Below are 19,895 nucleotides of genomic sequence, written 5' to 3' on the forward strand. Positions count from 1 at the left end.
GCAGCACGTCCGCTCCTTATCGCACTTGCTGACCTGCGGTTTCTCCTCTCGACGTGCATGAGTGGGCGTCGGCCGCCGGGGAGGCCGACTGTGACTGCGCATACTTCTGTCAGCTCAAATTCGTCGCCTGGTGTCAGTACGAGTTCGTCAGTCCTGTCAGTAGCCTGCCCCGTCGGGTGATGCACCGCAGTGGATTGAACGCAACTCGGCTGACGTCGTCGCAAGGTAGACCGCCTGGCCTGGGTGTAGCCGGTCGAGCAGGGCACTACACCGACGCACGTGTGGCGTGTTGGTGAGAGTGCCTTGGTCGATTGACGTGATGGAGTCGGATGACTTCAAGAGTTATGTTCCCTGTGTGGGCGGATGTGTAGAGCGTCACTTCTGAGATGAACGCAGACTGCCGAACGGCTTGAGAGGTTGGGGCGGGCTGCAATGGCTGGGCCTACGCCCGGCTTTGGGGACGAGTCACTGCGTGAGTTGCCCGGACCGGTTGTACGACGCTCCCGCCCAGTTGTTCCTTCGCCTTGGTTCGCTTGGTGGAGTCGGAGCGCGCATAGTGCTACAAGCTGACGCCGCGTAGGGGATTGTCGTTCCATTTGTCGGGCTTGGCGGATGTAGTCGGCGACGACGGGGGAGCCGTCGGCCCAGCGGCCGTGGGCGGTGTAGGCGTCGGGATGATCGAGTCCGGCCAGGGTGGCGGCGTTCTTGACGATGAGGTTGATCGTTTGGGCGCTGAGGCGTTGGCCGGTGCCTCGTCCGGCGCTGGGGCCGGTGCCGCCGATGCCGCCGTGGCGGTCGATCGGGCACAGGAGCGCGCCGGTGGTGACCCCCGCGTTCGGCCAGGACTGTGAGCCAGGCGCGCAGTACGCGTACCGGGCAGGTCTCGGGGTGGGCTCCGTGCGGGATGGGCACGGTTTCGCCGTGGGCGTCCTGGTCGGTCTTGCTGAGAGGGATGTAGACCTCGAGGCCGTCCGGGGTGAAGGTCAGGTCGGTGACGTCGCAGGCGGTCAGCTCCGAGCGGCGGCCCATCAGGGCGAAGCCGAGGACGAGGACGGCGCGGTCGCGCAGGCCGGTCGAGGTGTCGCGGGGCAGGGCGGAGAGCATCGGGCCCAGCCGGTCGACGGTGATCGGCGTCATCTTCTGGCAAGATCGCCGAAGGGCGTGAGCATAACCCCGGCCGGGCCCTACACCCCCTGCCGGGGACCATGGCCGTGCGACACCCCCTACGACTTGCGGTGATCCCCGCGCGGCGCCCATGCCGGGCGCACTGACCGCCGACGTCACCCTGCCCGAGGAACTGACATGTCCCGGCGACGGGCTGATCATCGGCGCCGACAACGTGAGCATCGACCTCGCTGGACACACGATGCGTGGGCCCGGCAGCGGATACGGCGTCCGGATCCTCCACCGAGGCTCCGCCGACGGGGGCAGCGGTACGCGACGGCTGGATCGGGGGTTCACCACCGGAATCGGACTCGACGCCACCTCCCATCAGCAGATCACCGTCCAGATCAGGGACATGGCGGTTATCGGGCAGGTCGACCTGCGGATCGTGGGAGCCATGGCCCTGATCACCATCAATGGCTCGCGCGACAGGCGCCGCATCGACGGCCTGTACTTCCTGCGTATGCAGGTGACCATCGATCACTGAGTATCTCGACATGTCGCAGAAAGCGTGAGCGCCCGTACACACAGGCGTTCTACGATGGTACGCCTGGGGTTTGAGCGGCTGTCTGGGCGTCGACGACGATCGCGAAACCCGCTATGCGAGGCAGGCTCGCCCTCCCAGCGATCGGAGTCCACAGCGACGTGTTTCTCTGCGAGTTCTCGGTGAAGGGTTTCCGGTCACTGCTGTTGCTAGAGGGGATTCCCGTCAGCAAGCCGACCATTTTGGCGGGTCCCAACGACGGTGGGAAGAGCGCGATCCTCGCCGCCTTGAGCTACCTGGTGGGCCGACAGACCTTGGAGGACGACGACCGTACGTACCTGCCGGCCTCCAATCCGCCGTCACGCTGCGACCTCACCGAGGTCGTGGGCGTGTTCATCCTCGACGAATGGGAACAGCAGGCGTTCAGCCTTCCGCCCACGGTACGCATACGCCGTTCGGCGGACGAGGAACTCGTCTCACGCTTGGAATGCTGGCTGCCCGTTCCGCAGGACGAACGCCTACGTGACCTGCCCTCGAAGAAAGCGCCGGAACTCAAGGCGCTGGCCAAGGAGATAGGGCTGCCCTATACCGGCATGCTGAAGGCAGATCTTGAGCAGGCTCTGCGTGAGTACGCCATGCTCAACTCCGGCCCCGAAGAGTGGGTGAAAGCCCCTTCAGGCTTGCAAAGTCGGATGCCAGCCGTGCTGTCCTTCGGTGGACGATCCTCCGAACCAAATGAAGCTGTGCGATCAGTACTCCAGGGCTGCCTGCATTCACACCTATCCAACGAAGACCTTCAGGGACAGCTGTGTGACATAGAAGCCCAGGTCAGAGAAAGCCTGCAGGCTGACACCAAGTCCTTGTGCGATCACATCCTCACCCGATGCCCCGATATCAAAGAAGTCTTCGTCGAGCCAGATGTCTCCTTTACACAAGGGTTGCGGGCGGCTCCACTACGCATAGCCCGGCATTCCGGCGAGCACGTCGGTCTGGAACGCTCCGGGCAGGGCAGCACTCGGAGGATCTCGCTGGCGATCTGGGAGTGGACGAGCGAATTTCTACATGCCGACCAGGAAGTTGCGGCCGAAGTCTCAGACGAAGACGAGGGGCCGGCGCCCACCCGGCTTCAGACGATCATCGTCTACGACGAGCCCGACACACATCTCGACTATGGACATCAGCGTAAGATCATGCAGCTGATCAGAGAGCAGAGTGCGCTTGCCCACGTGAACGTCATGGTGGCCACGCATTCGATGAACCTGATCGACGGTGTCGACATCGCCGACGTGGTCAATCTCAGGTTGGACGACGGGGGTCGTACCACCATGGAACGGCTCGGCACTGAAGAGCACGGTTCCATCGATCGGCATCTGCAACACCTCGCGGCTTCGCTGGGATTGCGCAACTCGGTTCTGCTGCACGAGCGCTGCTTCCTAGCCGTCGAAGGGCCCTCCGAGCAGCAGGCCGTCCCCATCTTATTCCGCCTGTCCGAAGGAATCCCTCTCCAGTCGGCCGGCATCGCCCTGTGGGCGTGCAACAACAACGAAGGCGCCTTGCACCTGGCCGGGTACTTGGTCGAGCACCAGCGCTCCGTCATGCTCATGATCGATGCCGACAGCAGGAACCTGTCCATCTTCAAACCAGAACGCCTACGTCAGCGTTTTGGACAGAAGTACAACGACATCGTCAGGTTCCTCGGCGAACCGCAGCAGTTCAATGAATTCGAAGAGCTCTTCGCCGATGAGTTGTGGGCAAAGGTCGCCAACGCCATCTGGCCCAGAACCTCGGGACTATGGCAGCCGGAAGACTTCACCGTGCTGCGCGGCCAAGGCAAGTACAGCACCCAGGTGCTTGGGTTGCTTCAACGGGAAAGTGAGAGCGCTCCGGGAGGTAAGCCGGAGATGATGTATCTGCTGGCATCGACGTTGACCCGCCCCGACCAGGTACCCACCCAGCTCAGAGAGATATTCATCGAGCTCAAGCAACGAGCGGGGTAGCGCGGGCACCAGGTGGTTGTGGTCGGGAGATCCGGCGCCTGCGGGCTCTCATGCGCTCCTTGCGCTGATCGGACGTGGGCTCCACCCAGCTATGCCACCCCACGGGAGGCTTCCACCGCTGCGCATGGTCGCGTTCTTCCACGCCACACCAACGGCAACCATTAGGTGGAGGAATGAATTGATCATCAGAGTCTTGAAGGTCGCGGGACATTACACCTCCCCTTCTCAACCAGATTATTTCCCACCCCACCGACATTTCTGGGGGCCAAGCCTCAAGCGTACGAAGGCTGAAAGCGAGGTCATAGCCCGACGCCGCGCAGGGGATTGTCCGCCCACTTGTCGGCCTGGCGGATGTAACCGGCCACGACGGGGGAGCCGTCTGCCCAGCGGCCATGCCGGGTGATCGCCGACATGGGCGCACCCGCTTTGGCCGCGGAGGTGGCCCCACCTGCACGAAGTCCATGGGCGGTGTAGGAAGCCGCGTGTTCGAGGTTGGCTTCGGCGGCGGCTCGTTTGACGATGAGGTTGATCGCCTGCGGGCTGAGACCGCCGGTACGGCCGCGCCCCGCGCAGGCGCGAGAGCGATCGGCAATTCCACCATGACGGTCGATGGAGCGCAGCAGCGGACCGCTGGTGATGCCATGCTCGGCCAAGACCGCCAGCCAGGCGCGCACCACCCGCACGGGGCAGGTCTCGGGATGGGAGCCGTAGGGGACGGCGACCGTTTCGCCGTGCGCGTCCTGATCGGTCTTGCTGAGAGGGATGTACACCTCGAGGCCTTCGTCGGTGAAAGTGAGGTCGCTGATGCCGACCTCGACGATCTCCGATCTGCGGCCCATCAGGGCGAAGCCTAGGACGAGCACCGCTCGGTCGCGTAGGCCTGTTGCCGTGTTGTGGGGGAGGGCGGTCACCATGGCACGCAGCTGGTCGACGGTGATCGGGGGTGATTTGCGCGGGCGGTGGCCTTGCTGGGCGCGATCGCGGCGGTAGGCGCGCAGCGCCAGCCGGGCCGGTGTCGTGGAGGGTTTGCCCAGCTGGGCGTGGTCGTGGGCGGCCAGGACACAGGCCAGGGCTCGATCGATGGTGGCCGGTGCGTATCGCTGCATGGCCAGGTGTGTCACGTAGTTGGCCAGGGTGGCTGCGGTGGCCGACAGGGGTGTACGGCCGGTGTCCTCACACCAGGCGGAGTAGAGGGCGAAGTCGCGCGCGTAGGCGATGCGGGTGTTGGCGGCCAGCCCGGACTCGACCAGGCGTGCGGCGTCCTGGTCGAGCACATGCTCATCCCGCACCGGGCGGGCGGCGGCGGCAGGGATGGCGGCTAGCTCGCCTCGCGGAAGCCCACTCATATGGTTCTCCAAGATCAACATTCTGGCTGTCGATAAGTCAGCTTATCGCTACTCAGCTTTTGGGTGAGGTCGACGTGCGCGGCCGCTCAGCAGTGTTGGGAGCTAGGGGAGGATCTTGGTCGCTGACATCGGGTGACCAGCCGACTGACACCAGTGACGAAGCCCCAGGTCAACGAAATGACCAGTCACAGGTCCGATGCAGGTCGGTCGCCGATATCTCACACAAGCTGAATTGTGTGAGATTCCCGAAGATCAAAACTAAACAGATCCGAATCGTATCCGTATCCGTTCCAACATATCGAGTACGCCTGCGGTATGGTTGTGTGGTGATCGATTCGGACAGCCCCACCGGCGGCCTCGGCGAACAGGCGCACGACGACAGCGGACAGACTCCCGGCGATGTGGAGGCAGGGACGGCTCCGGTGGCCGGGCACGTCGACGAGCGCGACGCCGCCGAGCGCGCGCGGCGCACCCGCGCGGCCGGTGGCCGCCCCTGCCGCTACTGCGGCGGCGCCCTGCCCGCCGGTAAGCGCGCCGACGCCCAGGACTGCACCGATGATCACCGGCGCCGCTACAACAAGGAACGGGTCCCGGCCGCGACCGCCGCCGCCCGCGAGTCCGGGCAAGCCCGCCTGGAACAGGCCGAGACGGTGCTGGCCCCGCAGATCGACCGGCTGGAGGCCATCGCCGCCGCACTACGCGCCGACCTCTGCGACAGCGCCGCCGCCGCGCTGAGCGAAGCCCGCACCGCCCGGGCCGAAGCCGCCCAGGCCCGCCGCGACAGGGGAGAGGCCGAGTCACGCGCCGAGCTCGCCGAGCGCCGCGCCGCAGCCGCGCACGAGGAGAAGGCCACCGCCGTCGCGGCCGCGAAGCAGGCGCAGCGCCACGCCGAGGACAAAGCCGCAGCCCAGGTCACCACCGCCCAGCACAGCGCCCGGGACGCCTGGGAACAACTCGCCGAACACGAACGCGCCCGCGGGGCCGCCGAAGCCGACCGCGACACCGCCATCGCCGCCCGGGCCGAAGCCGTCGAAGCCCGGAGCGCGATGGAGACGGACTACCGGGCCATCAGCGCGCACCTCCAGCAGATGCAGCAGGAGGCCGCCGCGCTGCGCGCCGAGCTGACCGAACACCAAACCCTGCTGACCAGCGTGCACGCCACGCTGGAGACCGAACGCCGCGACGCCGCCCTGGCCGCCGCGCACGCCGACCGGCAGCTGTCCGCTCTACGCGCCGAAACCGAACAAGCCCACCACCAGCGCGACCAGGCCGCCGCCCGCGCCGACGCCACCGCGACCCGCGCCGAGCAAGCCCACCAGCGCGCCACCCAGGCACAACTGGAACTGGTGGCCGCCCACGGTGATGCCAAGGCCAGCGCGCACCTGCTCGCCCGCACCGAAACCGAACTCATCGCAGCCCGCGCCCAGGCCGAAGCGCAACGCGAACGGGCGGCGGTGGCCGAACAACGCGCCCTGGCGGCCGAAGCAGCACTCGCCGCCCGGACCCGCCCTCGCCACGACGGCGATGAGTAGGCGGCGCCGGCCGGCACGGTCTCCGTGTGCTCGGCGAAGCCGTCACTGCGTGCGGGGGCCTGGCCGGTCGCGCCTCAAGGCGTTCGGCTGGGACCCGGCCACCACCCGGGCCGACACCGACGGCAAGGCGAGGCGGGAGCACATGCGCCGGGGCATGACCGCTCCCGACCACCTCAACACTCTCTGTCACGAATAGCCTGGGAGCGTTTTCGATCATGAACAACAGGGGAGAGGAGCGCTGGATGAGCGACTCGTCGGGGCCGTCAGGCGAGGATGAGCGGTTGCCGGACGCGCTGATCGCGCGTGGCTACCGGCACCAGCGCACCCTCGCACGCAACGAGCTCAACCGCGCCACAGCACTGGCCGCCGCCGCACTCGCCCGCCTCCAGCAGACACTGGCCCACGACGACGTTTCGGTCGGCGCGCTCGGCGATGCCCAGCTGCTGCACCGGCACGCCGCCGAAGCGCTGGCCCAGGCCACCACCCTGGCCGCACTCGGCCAGCTCTCCTTCCTCGACTACCTCGCCACCCCCCACGACACCAAAGACGACAGCGCGTGAGCGCCGTCCAGTCGACACCAGGATTGCGGGCGGCAGCTTCTCGCAGCCCTGCACCACTCGCGTCAGCAGATCAGGACCGCTGCGTCTCTGGTAATCGCTGCCTGAACCAGTGTCCTGATCGTGCAGCAGCTGTGACTATCAGAGCTAGTTGGCCAAGGTCACACACAGTGCCGCCAGCGGCAGACGGGGCTGCCAGATCCGCGTGAGCCGAAGCGCGGTAGTTGTCACATAGACAGGCTTTCTGTCACCCATAGGGGCCTGGGCTTGGATCCGTCCGGCCAGGCGTCGATCAAGGCGTTGAAGAGTCCGTGTCTGTCGCCTGCTGAGTTCGGAACGCTGTGGCCGCGGGCGTGGCCTGGTCCTCGATCCACGTGGTGAAGTCTTCTCGGCGGTAGTGCGGGGCGGCGGGCATCAGCCCGATCTGGGGGCGTTCGTCGATCCGCCAGATCACGAAGTCGATGACGGCCCCGAGAGCTGGCCAGCGGTCGGGGTTGTCGGGCAGGTGGAGCACGTCGACGAAGCCCCCAACGGGGAGACCGAGTTCGACGCCGATACCGCTGCAGCCGGGTCTGGGAACCCAGGCGATCGTGCCGGTGAGTGCCTGGCCAAGACGCAGTTGCGGTCGCAGGTACGGCCACGCGTGTTCGTCGGGTGTGTAGCGGCCGTGCTGCCAAGCTGGGAGTGGGGTGTGGTCAGCGATTGCGGGCTCCGGGGTTCAGGCGACGGCTCGCCGGACTCGGTAGTCCCAGCGGGTGAGGGCGCGGACGACGGTCTCCGCTCCGATCGGGTTGGCACTGTGAACGAAGATCATCCCTATCTGGAATGGGCGACACTTGAAGGCGGCCTCCTCCAGAAGTGTGACAACGGGCAAGACGCTGTCGTCCCCGCCCAGATCATGATCGAGCCAGAGCTCAGCGATGAAGCGATCTCGGTGTTCCTCGAGGAGCTGGATGCCTTCCGCGCTGGTGCGAGCGATCCTCGTGGTCCTGGGGAGGGGGCGCAGGTCGTCGATGCCGAGAATGATCGGCGATGACGCGACTGGCGACTGTTCCTCCACCGGGACATCATCGCAGAACGGCAACGGGCCTTCTGGCCGTCCTGTTGGCGCGGCAATCCTTCGCTCCGCGTCCCAAGCACAGGCCCCAGATGGTCGCGATCCATCATCGGCGATCACAGAGATCGATCTTGGCTTTCAGGAGGTCGGCGTGGTGGGTGAGGAGGTTCTTGAGGGCGAGGTAGTGGGCGAGGGGCGTTTCGCGGTTGAGGTGGCGCCAGGTGGTCCCGCGGCGTAGGAGCCATTCGCGTTGGGTGTCTTGTGGCTGCTGGGCCGCTTACCTGCGGTGGGTGGAGTGGAGCCGCCCGGAACGTGAACGGTTCGGGCTCACCGTCACCACCGGCCGCGAGCAGAGCCAGAGAGTATGGCTGGACTCGCCTGGCAATCCGATCGGCCCGGCCCAAGCTCTTTCCATCTGAGCCCATCTCAAGATGGTTCCGGTCACCTCTGTCCCGCCTGTGCTTGATCGTCTCCCGCGCGGGAGACCGTCTCAAGAGCGGCGTTCACCTGCTGTCGACGGCAGGACGGTGGTCAGCGAACTCCGGCGAGCCGGAAATGGCGTCCAAGCCCCTTGCTGATGTCATCGATGGCCCTGTCAGCGTCGGGCTGGGCCGTGCTTCCGGCAGAGGAGTCGGCGGTGACGTACAACAGCAGCGAATCGGTGTAGGAGAACGCCCGGGGAACGCCGAGGACTTCGGGTTCCTCGAACTTCCCGTCCTCGGAAAGAGTCTTGACAAAGCTGCCGGAATCGCCGAGCAGGCGGCCGACCCTGTCCAGTCGGCCGCCGCTCGCTGCCCGGATCACGACGACCGCGATCTCACGGTCTCCAGGCGAGGATCTGTATCTGGCGTGCTCGACGGACTCGCACGGGAGGGCGTCCAGGACGGGCTTCACGCTTCCGCCCCCCAGGTTGGCGTCCCAGTACTAGTGGAACGACGAACCGGGGTTACCGTCACATGATTTGACACTCTGCGGGATGATGGCTGTTGACCTGCGTCGGGGTGTGCGATGCAGGAGTTCGAGCAGCCGATCTACAGAGTGGGAGGGCAGATCTTTATGGCAGTGCCGACGATGACGCCGCAGCAGCGGGCGAAGGCCTTGGAGAAGGCGGCCGAGGCGCGCACGGCGCGTAGTGCGCTGTTGGCGGGGGTGAAGTCCGGGACGACCAGTGTGGCGGAGGTGTTCGGCCGTGGCGATGAGGAGCTGGTGAAGAAGACCCGGGTGGCGCAGGTCCTTCGCGCGGTTCCCGGTTACGGGCCGGCGCGGGTCGCGGCGCTGATGGCGGTGTCGGGGGTGGCTGAGAGGCGCCGGGTCGGCGGGCTGACCAAGCAGCAGCGGGAGCGTCTGCTGCAGGCGCTGGCCAGCTGATCGCCGAAGATCGTGGCCGAGCGCGGTTTCGTCCGTACGGGTGGGGCCGCGTTCGGGCGCTGGTGGCATTCCATGTCACATTCCACAGCTGTGCTGTGGGGGTCGGTCAGTCGAAGGCGAGTGCGCGGAAGGCGTTGCGTACGGCCATGAGCGGGTCGCGGTCGCGGCTGTAGTAGAGCTTGTTGGTGAGCAGGACGGCCCAGCGTCCTTGTTTGGGGGAGGTCCACATGCCGGTGCCGGTGAAGCCGTAGTGCACGTAGATGCCCTCTTCGGGGCTGGTGCCGGGGGCGGGATACCAGAACAGGCCGCGGGCGGGGGTCAGGTCGCCGGTGTGGACCTGCAGGGATTCGGCCACCCACGCGGGCCCGAATCCGACGTGGTCGCAGCTGGGGCCTGGGGCTAGCAGGTGGCGCTGGAACAGGGCCAGGTCGGCCAGGGTGGAGAAGACGCCGGCGATGCCGCAGACGCCGCCGAGCAGGCGGGCGGAGAAGTCGTGGGCCACGCCCTTGAGGTGCGCGCCGGTGTCGGCGTCGAGTTCGGTGGGCGCGCACCGGGCCGTGAGCTCGTCGGGCAGGGGCCCGAACCGGGTGCCCGTCATGCCGAGGGGCTGCCAGATGCGCTGCTCGGCGAGCTGATCGAGCGGGGTTTCGGTGAGGTGTTCGGCGAGGAAGCCGAGGATGAGGGCGGCGCGGTCGGTGTATTCGACGGCCTGGCCCGGCGGGCGGTGCAGGGGCTCGGCCAGGACGCCGTCGCGGATGGCGCGCGGGTCGCTGCCGTAGAGGTTCTTGAGGTTGGCCCGCAGCGGCACGCCGGCGGTGTGGGTGAGCAGGTGGCGGGCGGTGACCTGGCCGAGCTGGTGGCCGGCGACCTCGGGCCAGAAGGCGGCCAGCGGCTCATCGAGGGGCAGGGCCTGGTTCTGCCACAGGGTGCCGATGCTCGCCCACACGGCGAGGATCTTGGTGAGGCTGGCCACGTCGAACACGGTGTCCAGGCGCATCCCGGCCTCCGGCTGGGCCGGGTCGAGCAGACCGCTACGGTCGGAGACCAGGATGGTGTCGGCGTCGCCGATGGCCCACACCGCGCCGGGGAAGACCCGCTCGCGCACTCCGTCGGACAACAGCTGAGTGATCGCCTCGCCGAGATCGGCCATGAGCTTTCGGGTTCCTTCGTGGTGAGTGGCGTGCCGGGTCCCAGCGTAGTGATGCGGGCCGGTGGCCGGCTGGTGCGCGCGATGCGCGGCGGGGCGAACGTGTCAGGTGATCTGCCGGCTGAGGGCGTTCAGTGCGGCGGCGGTGGCGCTGAGCGGGAAGCGGGCGGCGTTGGCCAGCCCTGCGGCGCGCAGGTCGGCCAGAAAAGCCCGATCGCTCTTGAGGCGGATGAGGGTCTGCAGGAGGGCGGCGGGGTTGGCCAGGTCGGCGGCCAGTGCGGAGTCGCCGAGGACTTCGGTCAAGCCGGGCACCGGCCGGTACAGGACGGGCAAGCCGCGGGCTTGGGCTTCGAGGGCGACCAGGCCGAAGGCTTCCAGGGTGGTGGAGGGCACGATGAGCGCGTCGTGGTCGGCGAAGGCCTGCCACAACCGGCGCCGGGGTAGCCAGCCGAGGTAGGTGATGGGGCAGCGCTCGCGGGCGCTGTCGGCGGCGTAGGTGGCGTATTGGGCGGGTGGGGCGGCGATGCTCAGGTGCAGGCCGGGCATGGCGGCCAGGGCTGCGGTGATGGTGTCGAGCCCCTTTTCGGGGGTGAGTCGTCCGGCGTACAGCAGCCGCAGCGGCCCCTGCCCGCGTTGGCGCGCGGGTGGCGGGGTGTGCAGGAGTTCGTCGGGGATGCCCCAGGGGATGTGCACGAGGCGGGCCTGGCGGGTGTGCGGGGCGAGGCGGCTGAGGTGGTCGGCCATGGCGGTGGTGGGCACGACGATGGCGCGGCAGGCGGCGGCGCTCTCGTGCAGGACGCGGCGCTGGGTGGGGTGGGCGGCGGCGAAGATCAGGTCGGTGCCGTGGACCAGGGCCAGGCGCGGGTGGCGGGGCAGGAGGGCGATCAGGGCGGGGCTGGCGCCGAAGGCCAGGTGCTGCAGGTGGACCACCGCGACCTGGCGCGGGTCGACGGCTGCGGCCAGGCGTTCGCGCAGGTGGGTGACGTAGGTTGCGAATGCGGGCCCGTCCAGGCATTTGCCGGTGGCGGGCAGCACCTGGATCGGGGTGGGGTAGCGGGTGTCTGGGTTGTCGGGGGCCAGCATGAACACCTGGGCGTCGATCAGCGGCGCGGGCCCGGTGTAGAGGTCGTGCAGCAGTTCGACGCTGCCGCCGGGGCTGGCGGCGGGCAGGTCCAGCGCAGTCAGGATCGGCCCGGGCTGGGTGGCGGCTTTCATGGCTGCCCGCCGATCTCCTCGTGCAGGCGGGAGGTCTCGATGCCGGCCGATTGGGTGTATTTGCGGCCGAGGTGTTGGTAGCTGCAGGGGGCGCCGAAGGTCTGCAGGAAGGCGAGCTTGCCGAAGGTCATGCGCGGGTAGACGCGCACCGCTTTGGCGGCGCGGATTTCCAGGGTCCAGCAGATGGCGTGCCCGGCGTGGCCCAGCGGCGCCGAGACGTGTACCCACAAGCCGAGGCAGCCTGAGGCGTGGTCGCCGTTGAGGAGCTGGGCGTAGCGCTCGGAGCCGGTCCGCTCGTGGGTCAGGCCCAGATACAGCACGCCCGGACGCAGGATCGTCCCGTTCTCGCCGATGGCTATCTCGGTGAAGGAGCTGGGTTCGGCGGCGTCCAGGTCGCCTTCGCAGATCCGCAGGCGTTCTCCCAGCCGCCAGTCGTAGGCGTTGGGTGACAGGCGGGCCGGGTCGTAGGGGTCGATGGTGATCTCTCCTGCGGTGATCGCGGCGGCGATGGCGGGGCCGGTGAGGATCATGAGGCGGCCGCCCCGAGCGGGCGGGCGCCGTCGTGCCATAGGCGTGAGGATTGCGGTCCGGCCGAGGCCTGGTACTTGCCGCGGTAGAGGTCGATGGGGCCGACGCAGACGAAGAACATGATCTGGCCGATCTTCATGCCCGCGTACACGCGTAGCGGCCGGATGGCCGAGAGCATCAGCGTCCACTGGCCATGGAAGCCCAGGTCGCCGATCGGGGCGGTGATCTCGACGAACAGGCCGAGGCGGCCGACGGAGGAGCGGCCGAACAGCAGCGGGACGAAAGTGTCGGAGCCGACGCGTTCTTGGGTGTGGCCCAGATACAGCTCGCCGGGCTGCAGGACGTAGCCGCCGGCGGGGATGTGCTGGGCGCGGGTGGGGTTGGGGCGGCGGGCGTCGATGACGGGGTCGGTGTAGGTGAGCAGGGTTTCGCCCAGGGACACGTTGTAGCTGTTGGGGTTGACCTGGTCGGCCTCGAAGGGGTCGATGCGCAGCCTGCCGTCGCCCGCCGCGGTGGTGATCTCTGGTCCGGTGAGGATCATCACCGGCCTCCTTGTCGGTTGGGGTCGCTTGTGGTCATCAGGCGTTGGAGAGCCTGGGCGAGCGGTTCGTGGGTGGGGGGTTGGTCACTGCTCAGGAAGGTGGCGGCCAGGTAGTCGGTGGTGAGCACGCGGTGCAGCGGTAGGGGTAGCGGGTCGGGGTCGGTGATGATCGGCCCCATCGCCTCGCGCAGCAGGGACAGCAGAGCATCCGGGGCGGCGGCGAAGGGCTGCGGCACGTCGGCGACGGTGAGCCGGTTGCCGAACGGCTCGATGCGGAGAAGATCGCCGACGTTCAGGTGGGTCCGCAGGTCGGCGGCCCGCAGGCAGGTCTGGTTCAGGACGACGGCCGGGGCGCCGGTGCGGGCGCGGAGATCGGCGGCGGTGGCGGCCAGCAGGTCGGGCAGGTTCAGCGGCCGGTCGCGGAAGTCCTCGCGCAACTGGCCGAGCGGGACGGCGAGCCGGCGGCGAAGGTGGGCGATGCGGGTCAGCAGCGGCCACCAGCAGGCGGGGATGGCGGGCGCTTCGGCGGCGGGTGCGAAGTGGTGCACACTGGCCCGCCAGCCGCCGGGCCCGGGTACGGCGCGGGCGTAGCCGGCGGCCAGCTCGTAGCCTTTGACCACCGTGGTGGTGCCGACGATGGTGGGCTGATGGCGTTCGCTGTGGCAGTGCCCGGAAAAGATCACGTCCAGGTGCGGGCAGGCCCTGGCCAGGGCAAGGTCGTGTTCGTAACCGGCATGGCTCAGCACGATCCAGTCCTGCGCCTGGTGGGCGCGCCGCAGCGCGTGCAGGGCGGCCTCCGGTGGGATGAAACGGGCCCCGGCCCGGTCGGCGGCGGGTACGCAGGCGAAGGCCTGCTCACCGATGACCGCGGTGATGGCGACGCGCCGTCCGGCGATGGTGGCCCAGCGCAGGGGTCGAAACAGGTCGGTGCCGCGCTGATCGCTGACGTTGGCGCACACCGTCAGCGGGCGCAGGCCGGGTTGCAGGTGGTGGTGCCAGCCGTGGTTGCCGGGGGCCAGCACGTCATACAGGCCCGTCAGCAGCTGCTGCTCCAGGGCGCCGCGATCCAGAGTGTAGTAGCCGCTGCCCTCGAAGAAGTCGCCGCAGTCGACCACGAGCGCGTCGCGTCGGGCATGGTGCAGGTGGGCGAGCAGGCGGGACGCGTCTTCCAGGGTGGAATGGACGTCGGTGGTGGCCACGATCGCCTGGAGGTCGCGGGCCTCCTCCGCCTGCGCTCCTGTCGCCGTCACGGTTGCGGCCAGTTTCCGGTCAGGGTGGTGATGTCGGCGCCCAGGGCGCACAGTTTGCCGGGCAGGTCGGCGTGGCCGCGCTGCAGCTGGCCCAGGCCGCTGATCATGCTGGTGCCGTGGGCAGTCAGCGCGGCCAGCAGCAGCGCCGAGCCGGTGCGGATGTCGGTGGCCTCCACCTGCGCTCCGGCCAGGTGCTGGGGGCCGTCCAGGCGGCAGGCGGTGGGCGAGGTTTCGGTGATGACGGCGCCCAGACGGCGCAGCTGGGGCAGCAGGTTGGCGTGCCGGCCGGGGTTGATCTCATCGGCGAAGGCATGCCGGCCGGGCAGGGTGAGGGCCAGGGCCATCAGCGGCGGCTCGAAGTCGGCATCCAGGCAGTCGCGGGCGGCCAGCGAGGCCAGGGAGGCGATGGCCCGCACCGGCATGCCCGTCACCACGGCGGGCGTCGACAACTCCACCCCGCTCTCGGTGAGGGCGATGGCGAACCCCAGCCCGGCCAGCAGGTCCAGCAGCGGCTTCAGGTGGGCGGGGTCGGCGCCGGTGATGTGGCCGGCTCCGCCAGTGGCCGCCAGCGCGCACAACAGCGTCCCGGCTTCGATCTTGTCTCCCGGCACCCGCCAGTAGGCCACCTCGCCGCTCTCGGCAACAGGGCGGAAGGACAGCGACCCATCGCCCCGGTAGGCGATCTCGTGCCCGGCCTGGCCGAGTGCCGTCACCAGGCCGGTCACCTCCGGGGAGGTGTTGGGCGAGTGCAGCAGCAGCGGGCGGCGGGCCACCAGGGCGCGCAGCAGCGCCACCACGGTGGTGCCGCGGCTGGGAAAGGGCAGGGTGATCTCCACCGGGGCCTGTGAAGGCGAAACGGCGGCGGTGATCCGGTAGCCCTCCGCGTTGGTGTACACGCTGTCGCCGAAGGCCTCATAGGCGGCCAAGTGCAGTTCCATGCCGCGATCACCGACGCTGCACCCGCCGGGCCAGGGCAGCTCGGCCCGGCCGCAGGCCAGCAGGGCGGGCGCCAGATAGTAAGAGGCGCGGATGGCCGCCGCTAGCTCATGCTCCGCCCCTGCTGCCTGGTCGGGGGCGGGGGTGACGCGCAGCGCGCCGCTTCGACCGGGCACAGGTTCGGTAAGGACTCCGGCGGCGCGGATCAGCGCGGTCATGGCGGCCACGTCGGAACTGGCGGGCAGGTTGGTCACGGTGACCACCTGGCCCAGGGCGGCGGCCGCGGCCAGCAGAGGCAGCGCGGCGTTCTTCGAGCCGTCCACCCCCGTTGTGCCCGACAACGCCCGCCCGCCACCGACGGCCAGGCCGCGCCGCGGATCAGGGACGGAGACGGCAGCGGGGGCGGGTGCGGGGTGAGCCTGGGTCATGTGCGGATCCCTTTCCTCGGGCGGTGGAACCGGACGAAGATGCTCTGAGGTTTGTGCCGCCTGCGACCTGAGAACCTCACCAGGGCGGGCGCCGGTGGCCGGCGAGCCGCTCGGCCAGCGCTTCGGCCGACGGCGCGCTCATCAGGGAGCCGCCCGCCCCGTCGGCCAGCGCCCACCATTGCAGCGTCGCGCGGCCGAACCAGGTACAGCTGCCGGGGAAGCGGCGCAGCAGATCCTGCTCATCGGCGGCGATCGCGCTCTCCCAGGGTCCGCGCCAGGCCGGGAAGGCCTGCCCGCTGGGCGGCGACCAGTCCACCTCTGCCCACAGCGCGCGCCCGCGCGCGTCACCGGCCACGCCCATCCGCTGCGACAGTTCCCGCACCAGGTGCAGGCCGCGGCCGTGTTCGGCCAGGGGATCGTCGACCAGGTGTGGCTCAGCCTGCGACCCGCCGTCGGCGACGGTGACCCGGATGGCGCTGCCGTGCCAGGTGATCTCGGTGACGAACCAGCCGCCGTTGCCGCTGGCTGTGTGGGCGATGGCGTTGGCGGCGTACTCCACCGTGATCAGCGCCAGGTCGTCGCGGGCCGGGCAGCCGGGCAGCAGCGACTCCAGCCAGCGGCGTAGCGGCCCCAACTGCTGTTCGTGTCCGGCGAACACCTGCCGCCAGCGGGCGGCAGGCAGCGGGCCGGTCGCGCTGCACAGCATGGCCGCCGAAGTCGGCGTGCCTGGTGCGGTCGGCATATCGCGTCACCTCTGCAGTGCTCAGCACAGAGCAAAGTTGCGAACTGCTCAAGACTCTGTACGGTACAGAAACTCAAAACTTCCTCAGTATGGTTCTGCACCGACCGGCTGACAACCCGTTCCCGGCTTTCTGTCACCTGCCAGTCACCCCGACCATGCGAGCGGGGCCGGAGCCCGCCCGAAGGCTGGACTCCGGCCCCGCCGGAGTTGAGCGCGCCCGACCCGGCGCCCTACATCTGGTCGAACTGGCCGGCCTTGGCCCGGCCGAGGAAGTCGCGCCACTGCTCGGAGGTGAACTCCAGGTGCGGTCCGCCCCGGCCCTTGGAGTCGCGGACCCCGATCGTGCCGTCGGCGGCGGCGGCGACCTCGACACAGTTGCCGTCGCCGCCGCTGCGACGCGACTTGCGCCAGGTGGTGAACTTGTCGGCGTTGTCGTGGGAGTTGCTCATGATGGGTCCTATTTATCTGTCGGCCAGCCGCTCGGCGGCCTGGCTCAGCCAATGGAGACTGTCAGAGGCCGGCAGCGCGGCGGCGCGCAGCCGGTCATACATCTGCAGGTAGGGCGTGACGTGGCCGTCCTCGGTCAAGACCACATCGGAGGTGACCGCCTCCACGCCGACGACGATCGGGTCGCCGGGATCGGCGTAGCGGTAGATGGAGAAGGTGGAGGGTACAAAGGCGTAGCCGTCGATGTCGGCCTCCACTGGCAGCACCCGGACGGTGATCTTTTCCTGGGCCGCCTTGGCGATCACGTGCAGCAATTGCTCACGCAGCACCGCGGGCGGGGCCAGGCGCCGCCGGATGACGACCTCGTCCACGATGACCTCATACGTCGGCCCGTCGGGGCGCGCCAGCATCCGCTGGCGTCCCGCCCGCCCCTTAACGACGCCCTCGGCCTGCGGCGCCGCGCCCGCGGAATCGGCGAACCAGTCGGCGGCCACCCGCACCCGGGTGAACTCCGGGGTCTGCAGCAGGCCGGGGTAGAAGGTCTGCTGGTACTCGCAGATCTCCACCGCGCCGGCCTCCAGGTTGGCGAACAGCGGCTGCCGGGTGCCCATCGCCTTGTTGGACTCCCACCAGCCCCGCTCGGCGGCCTCGCGGGCGATGGTCAGCAGATGCGTCCACTGCTCGCCCTCGACGCCCAGCGCGTCCAGAAGCGTGATGATGTCGTCCTGGTCGGGCGGGACGTGGCTGTTTTCCAGCCGGGAGATCTGCGCGCGGGAGGTGCCGATCTTCTTGGCCAGCTGCTCGTGGGTCAGCCCGGCCCGGGTGCGCAGAGCACGCAACTCCGTGGCCAGCCGCAGCCGACGTACGTAAGGGCTAATCATCCGTGATCTCCAACAGCCAGCCATGCCGGGCAGTTCAGAAATTCGTACCGTCAGCGGAAGCCTAGCGGCGCGAGCTCGGAAGCATAAGCCGTACGCGGTCCCGCCGATTCTCTTCAGGAAATGGCTCTTCCGTGAAGTAAACTGGCGGCATGCCCCACCAGACGCCCAGCTCGGCCGAAAGGGCCGAGGGGCAGGATCGCCGCAAAATCACTTCACGAAAGGTCGTTGGCCTCTCCGGGAGCCTCGACCCGGCCGATGACGATCTTGGAGTGTGGATCGAGCGCTACCTCGACCTCGCGGTCCGCGGGGTGCGTTCGGCCGAGGTGAGCGCGAAGATCAGCCGTCATCTGCAGCGGCTGCGCGCTTGGATCACCGCCGGGCTCGGACACGAGCGCGTCTCGGCGATCACCGCCCGCGAACTCGCCGCCTGGCGCGATCACCTGGCCGCCGCCGGGTGGCGGCGAAAGGACGGCAGCGCGGCCGCCATGGCGCCGGCGACGGTCAACAACCACCTCGCCCACGCCTCGGCCCTGTTCTCCTGGATCAGTGCGCACGCCCCGGCCGCGCTGCTGCCGGGCGGCGACCCGACCAAGCGGGTCGACCCGCTACGGCTGCCCGCCCCCGAGGTGCGCGCGCTGGGCGCCGCCCAGGTGCGCACCGTCAAGAACGTGCTGGACCGGCTGGAGTCCTTCCACCAGCTGACCGGCCGCCGCCACCGCGGCGGCGGCCAGGTGGCCACGCACCGTCACGCCCGGCCGCTGCGCGATCGCGCCATCGTGCACACCATGCTCGGCACCGGGCTGCGCCGCGCCGAGATCGCCGGCCTGGACCTGGACCAGCTGGAGCCTCGCGAGCCCGAGCAGCTGCGCCGGGTCAAGAAGGCCAAGCTTTCCGGGGTGCGCGGCAAGGGCCGCACCAGTCGTAGCGTCTTCCTCGGCCTGGACGCCCGCGCCGCGCTGGCCGACTACCTCGCCTGCGAACGCGACCGCGACGTCGCCCCCGACTCCACCGCGCTGTTCCTGGCGGCCCCCTCCATCGCCGCCCGCCAGCCCGACGGGCGGCTGTCACCGCGCTCGATCAACACGATCGTCGGCGAGATCGGCGCCATCCACGACCTGCAAGTCCAAGGCGCCGACCGGCAGCTCGGCACGCTGCGCCCGCATGATCTGCGCCACACCTTCGCCTACCTGCTCTCCCAAGCCTCCGGCCACAACCGGGCCGAGCTGGAACGACGCCTGGGCCACGCCAACGAGCGCTACCTGAAGCTGTACACCAACCCGCCCGAGGAGATCGCCGCCGACTACGTCGAAGACCTGTGACAACATCCGGGCAGTACGGGCGGTGCGGCGGGTGGGGGTCAACGGATGTCGGCCAGGCGAACATCGGCGGCCGCGCCCGCCGGGCGGAAGCGGTAACCGTTGCTGTCGGCGATCGACTTGGCCTCGCCCAGCACCTCGATCAGGCGGTGCAGGCGCGGGTAGGGCGAGGCGAGGCTCGCCTCGCGGAAGAACTCGCTGCGCAGCATGTCGAAGACGTTGGCGGCCAGGTTCGCGCCGGCCCGCCGGAAGGCGTCATCACCGACGTGCTGGGCCGGGTTGCGCCACGCCTCGCGCTGGTGCTCGGGCACCGGCCGGTAGACCACGCGGTGGTCGCCCCGGTCGATCGCGAGCCAGGCGCTGCCCAGCCCGGTGCCGTCCGGTAACGGGGCGAGCAGCGGCGCGGTGGCCTTTTCGGTGTCGGGCACCTCGGCGTACTGCTGCAGTGTCGCGTCCATGAACCTGCGGGCCGGGGGCACCACCAGCACCGCATGCCCGTTGAAGCTGCCGTCGGGGTTGTAGTGCGGGCCGTTGCCGCCGTACAGGGTGTGCGAGCCGTTGCCCTCCACCTCCAGCACCACCGCCTCCACCCGGGAGGCGATGCCGTACTCGGCCAGCGCGTGGTGCATGGTCCGGCAGCCGTCCACGCAGTAGGCGGCGCTGTGGCCGTCTTCGGCCATGTTCCACAGCCAAAAACCGGCCACCCCGACCAGCGGCAGCACCTCCGCAGGCGCGTTGAGCATCATGGTGGTGACCGTCTCGATGCTCATCCGCACCCGCCGATGGCCGTCCGCGGGCCGGCGGTCGGGTCGGCGGCGCCGGGCGGCCTTGTCCTTCTTCGGATTGCGGCGGGCTGCCATGATCTCGACGATAAAGGCCGCCCCCGCAAAAGCAACCGCCAGATCCGGGCGTCGCGTGGCGGGACGCCCGCGCGGCCCTCCGCCACGGCCCGGCGCCCT

21 protein-coding genes are annotated in these 19,895 nt (G+C 69.2%); 7 read left to right on the plus strand and 14 right to left on the minus strand.

All coding sequences use genetic code 11. The features are described 5' to 3' along the window. The first annotated feature begins 991 nt into the window (after window positions 1-991). The 3 genes from ACTWNK_RS00830 to ACTWNK_RS00840 all read left to right on the plus strand — a co-directional run bounded on the left by ACTWNK_RS00830 (window position 992) and on the right by ACTWNK_RS00840 (window position 3,645). Window positions 992-1,165 carry a hypothetical protein gene (locus tag ACTWNK_RS00830; protein WP_474301535.1) on the plus strand — a complete coding sequence of 58 codons (174 nt, stop codon included), beginning with the start codon at window positions 992-994 and terminating at the stop codon, window positions 1,163-1,165. A gap of 90 nt (window positions 1,166-1,255) precedes the next feature. Further along, window positions 1,256-1,651: a hypothetical protein gene (locus ACTWNK_RS00835; protein WP_474301536.1), complete on the plus strand. Its 396-nt coding sequence runs from the start codon at window positions 1,256-1,258 to the stop codon at window positions 1,649-1,651. Window positions 1,652-1,809: 158 nt separating this feature from the next. Next, complete coding sequence (locus ACTWNK_RS00840) at window positions 1,810-3,645, plus strand: ATP-dependent nuclease (RefSeq protein WP_474301537.1); 1,836 nt, start codon at window positions 1,810-1,812, stop codon at window positions 3,643-3,645. A 299-nt stretch (window positions 3,646-3,944) separates the two neighbouring features. Here ACTWNK_RS00840 and ACTWNK_RS00845 read toward each other — a convergent pair whose 3' ends face one another. Then, on the minus strand, window positions 3,945-4,991 hold the full coding sequence (locus ACTWNK_RS00845) for a tyrosine-type recombinase/integrase (protein WP_474301538.1): 1,047 nt from the start codon (window positions 4,989-4,991) through the stop codon (window positions 3,945-3,947). A 326-nt stretch (window positions 4,992-5,317) separates the two neighbouring features. Here ACTWNK_RS00845 and ACTWNK_RS00850 point away from each other — a divergent pair, with 326 nt between their 5' ends. Continuing rightward, on the plus strand, window positions 5,318-6,523 hold the full coding sequence (locus ACTWNK_RS00850; protein WP_474301539.1) for a hypothetical protein: 1,206 nt from the start codon (window positions 5,318-5,320) through the stop codon (window positions 6,521-6,523). A 215-nt stretch (window positions 6,524-6,738) separates the two neighbouring features. Then, window positions 6,739-7,083, plus strand: coding sequence for a hypothetical protein (locus ACTWNK_RS00855; RefSeq protein ID WP_474301540.1), 345 nt, complete (start codon window positions 6,739-6,741; stop codon window positions 7,081-7,083). 289 nt (window positions 7,084-7,372) lie between these two features. Here the strand turns inward: ACTWNK_RS00855 and ACTWNK_RS00860 are convergent, their stop codons facing one another. The 3 genes from ACTWNK_RS00860 to ACTWNK_RS00870 form a co-directional block, all read right to left on the minus strand. Further along, complete coding sequence (locus ACTWNK_RS00860) at window positions 7,373-7,594, minus strand: hypothetical protein (RefSeq protein ID WP_474301541.1); 222 nt, start codon at window positions 7,592-7,594, stop codon at window positions 7,373-7,375. Window positions 7,595-7,798: 204 nt separating this feature from the next. Continuing rightward, window positions 7,799-8,140 (minus strand): cyclic-phosphate processing receiver domain-containing protein, encoded by a 342-nt coding sequence (locus ACTWNK_RS00865; protein WP_474301542.1) that lies wholly within the window; start codon window positions 8,138-8,140, stop codon window positions 7,799-7,801. A 528-nt stretch (window positions 8,141-8,668) separates the two neighbouring features. Further along, window positions 8,669-9,031, minus strand: a complete 363-nt coding sequence (locus tag ACTWNK_RS00870; protein WP_474301543.1) for a hypothetical protein — start codon at window positions 9,029-9,031, stop codon at window positions 8,669-8,671. Window positions 9,032-9,145: 114 nt separating this feature from the next. Here ACTWNK_RS00870 and mihF point away from each other — a divergent pair, with 114 nt between their 5' ends. Continuing rightward, window positions 9,146-9,505, plus strand: a complete 360-nt coding sequence (mihF, locus tag ACTWNK_RS00875) for an integration host factor, actinobacterial type (RefSeq protein WP_474301544.1) — start codon at window positions 9,146-9,148, stop codon at window positions 9,503-9,505. 106 nt (window positions 9,506-9,611) lie between these two features. On the opposite strand, the gene ACTWNK_RS00880 is transcribed toward mihF, so the two are convergent. The 9 genes from ACTWNK_RS00880 to ACTWNK_RS00920 form a co-directional block, all read right to left on the minus strand. After that, window positions 9,612-10,655, minus strand: a complete 1,044-nt coding sequence (locus ACTWNK_RS00880; protein WP_474301545.1) for a serine hydrolase domain-containing protein — start codon at window positions 10,653-10,655, stop codon at window positions 9,612-9,614. Between the two features lie 102 nt (window positions 10,656-10,757). Continuing rightward, on the minus strand, window positions 10,758-11,867 hold the full coding sequence (locus ACTWNK_RS00885) for a glycosyltransferase family 4 protein (protein ID WP_474301546.1): 1,110 nt from the start codon (window positions 11,865-11,867) through the stop codon (window positions 10,758-10,760). Beyond that, on the minus strand, window positions 11,864-12,436 hold the full coding sequence (locus ACTWNK_RS00890; protein ID WP_474301547.1) for a dCTP deaminase: 573 nt from the start codon (window positions 12,434-12,436) through the stop codon (window positions 11,864-11,866). The genes ACTWNK_RS00885 and ACTWNK_RS00890 overlap by 4 nt, the downstream gene beginning before the upstream one ends. Then, entirely contained in the window at window positions 12,394-12,936 is a 543-nt protein-coding gene (gene dcd / locus ACTWNK_RS00895) for a dCTP deaminase (protein WP_474301548.1), read from the minus strand. Before dcd ends, ACTWNK_RS00890 begins: the two co-directional genes overlap by 43 nt. Then, window positions 12,936-14,186, minus strand: coding sequence for a metallophosphoesterase (locus ACTWNK_RS00900; protein WP_474301549.1), 1,251 nt, complete (start codon window positions 14,184-14,186; stop codon window positions 12,936-12,938). Before ACTWNK_RS00900 ends, dcd begins: the two co-directional genes overlap by 1 nt. Further along, entirely contained in the window at window positions 14,183-15,550 is a 1,368-nt protein-coding gene (locus ACTWNK_RS00905) for a hypothetical protein (protein WP_474301550.1), read from the minus strand. Before ACTWNK_RS00905 ends, ACTWNK_RS00900 begins: the two co-directional genes overlap by 4 nt. 76 nt (window positions 15,551-15,626) lie before the next feature. Beyond that, on the minus strand, window positions 15,627-16,292 hold the full coding sequence (locus ACTWNK_RS00910; RefSeq protein WP_474301551.1) for an ATP-binding protein: 666 nt from the start codon (window positions 16,290-16,292) through the stop codon (window positions 15,627-15,629). A 230-nt stretch (window positions 16,293-16,522) separates the two neighbouring features. Beyond that, the gene (locus tag ACTWNK_RS00915; RefSeq protein WP_474301552.1) at window positions 16,523-16,741 is read right to left on the minus strand and encodes a DUF397 domain-containing protein; all 219 of its coding nucleotides are present in this window, start codon (window positions 16,739-16,741) and stop codon (window positions 16,523-16,525) included. Between the two features lie 12 nt (window positions 16,742-16,753). Further along, window positions 16,754-17,620: a helix-turn-helix domain-containing protein gene (locus tag ACTWNK_RS00920; RefSeq protein ID WP_474301553.1), complete on the minus strand. Its 867-nt coding sequence runs from the start codon at window positions 17,618-17,620 to the stop codon at window positions 16,754-16,756. A 269-nt stretch (window positions 17,621-17,889) separates the two neighbouring features. Here ACTWNK_RS00920 and ACTWNK_RS00925 point away from each other — a divergent pair, with 269 nt between their 5' ends. Continuing rightward, complete coding sequence (locus ACTWNK_RS00925) at window positions 17,890-18,939, plus strand: tyrosine-type recombinase/integrase (protein ID WP_474301554.1); 1,050 nt, start codon at window positions 17,890-17,892, stop codon at window positions 18,937-18,939. Between the two features lie 38 nt (window positions 18,940-18,977). On the opposite strand, the gene ACTWNK_RS00930 is transcribed toward ACTWNK_RS00925, so the two are convergent. After that, window positions 18,978-19,796 (minus strand): hypothetical protein, encoded by an 819-nt coding sequence (locus ACTWNK_RS00930; RefSeq protein WP_474301555.1) that lies wholly within the window; start codon window positions 19,794-19,796, stop codon window positions 18,978-18,980. Window positions 19,797-19,895: the final 99 nt, after the last annotated feature.

The organism is Nonomuraea sp. IBHARD001 (assembly GCF_056106265.1).

Bases quoted from the DNA above. Each gene is read 5' to 3' on its own strand.
- ACTWNK_RS00910 (WP_474301551.1), bottom strand. From the start codon at position 16,292: ATGCCGACCGCACCAGGCACGCCGACTTCGGCGGCCATGCTGTGCAGC.
- ACTWNK_RS00915 (WP_474301552.1), bottom strand. From the start codon at position 16,741: ATGAGCAACTCCCACGACAACGCCGACAAGTTCACCACCTGGCGCAAG.
- ACTWNK_RS00920 (WP_474301553.1), bottom strand. From the start codon at position 17,620: ATGATTAGCCCTTACGTACGTCGGCTGCGGCTGGCCACGGAGTTGCGT.
- ACTWNK_RS00905 (WP_474301550.1), bottom strand. From the start codon at position 15,550: ATGACCCAGGCTCACCCCGCACCCGCCCCCGCTGCCGTCTCCGTCCCT.
- ACTWNK_RS00855 (WP_474301540.1), top strand. From the start codon at position 6,739: ATGAACAACAGGGGAGAGGAGCGCTGGATGAGCGACTCGTCGGGGCCG.
- ACTWNK_RS00845 (WP_474301538.1), bottom strand. From the start codon at position 4,991: ATGAGTGGGCTTCCGCGAGGCGAGCTAGCCGCCATCCCTGCCGCCGCC.
- ACTWNK_RS00880 (WP_474301545.1), bottom strand. From the start codon at position 10,655: ATGGCCGATCTCGGCGAGGCGATCACTCAGCTGTTGTCCGACGGAGTG.
- ACTWNK_RS00885 (WP_474301546.1), bottom strand. From the start codon at position 11,867: ATGAAAGCCGCCACCCAGCCCGGGCCGATCCTGACTGCGCTGGACCTG.
- ACTWNK_RS00930 (WP_474301555.1), bottom strand. From the start codon at position 19,796: ATGGCAGCCCGCCGCAATCCGAAGAAGGACAAGGCCGCCCGGCGCCGC.
- ACTWNK_RS00835 (WP_474301536.1), top strand. From the start codon at position 1,256: ATGCCGGGCGCACTGACCGCCGACGTCACCCTGCCCGAGGAACTGACA.
- mihF (WP_474301544.1), top strand. From the start codon at position 9,146: ATGCAGGAGTTCGAGCAGCCGATCTACAGAGTGGGAGGGCAGATCTTT.
- dcd (WP_474301548.1), bottom strand. From the start codon at position 12,936: ATGATCCTCACCGGACCAGAGATCACCACCGCGGCGGGCGACGGCAGG.
- ACTWNK_RS00890 (WP_474301547.1), bottom strand. From the start codon at position 12,436: ATGGCACGACGGCGCCCGCCCGCTCGGGGCGGCCGCCTCATGATCCTC.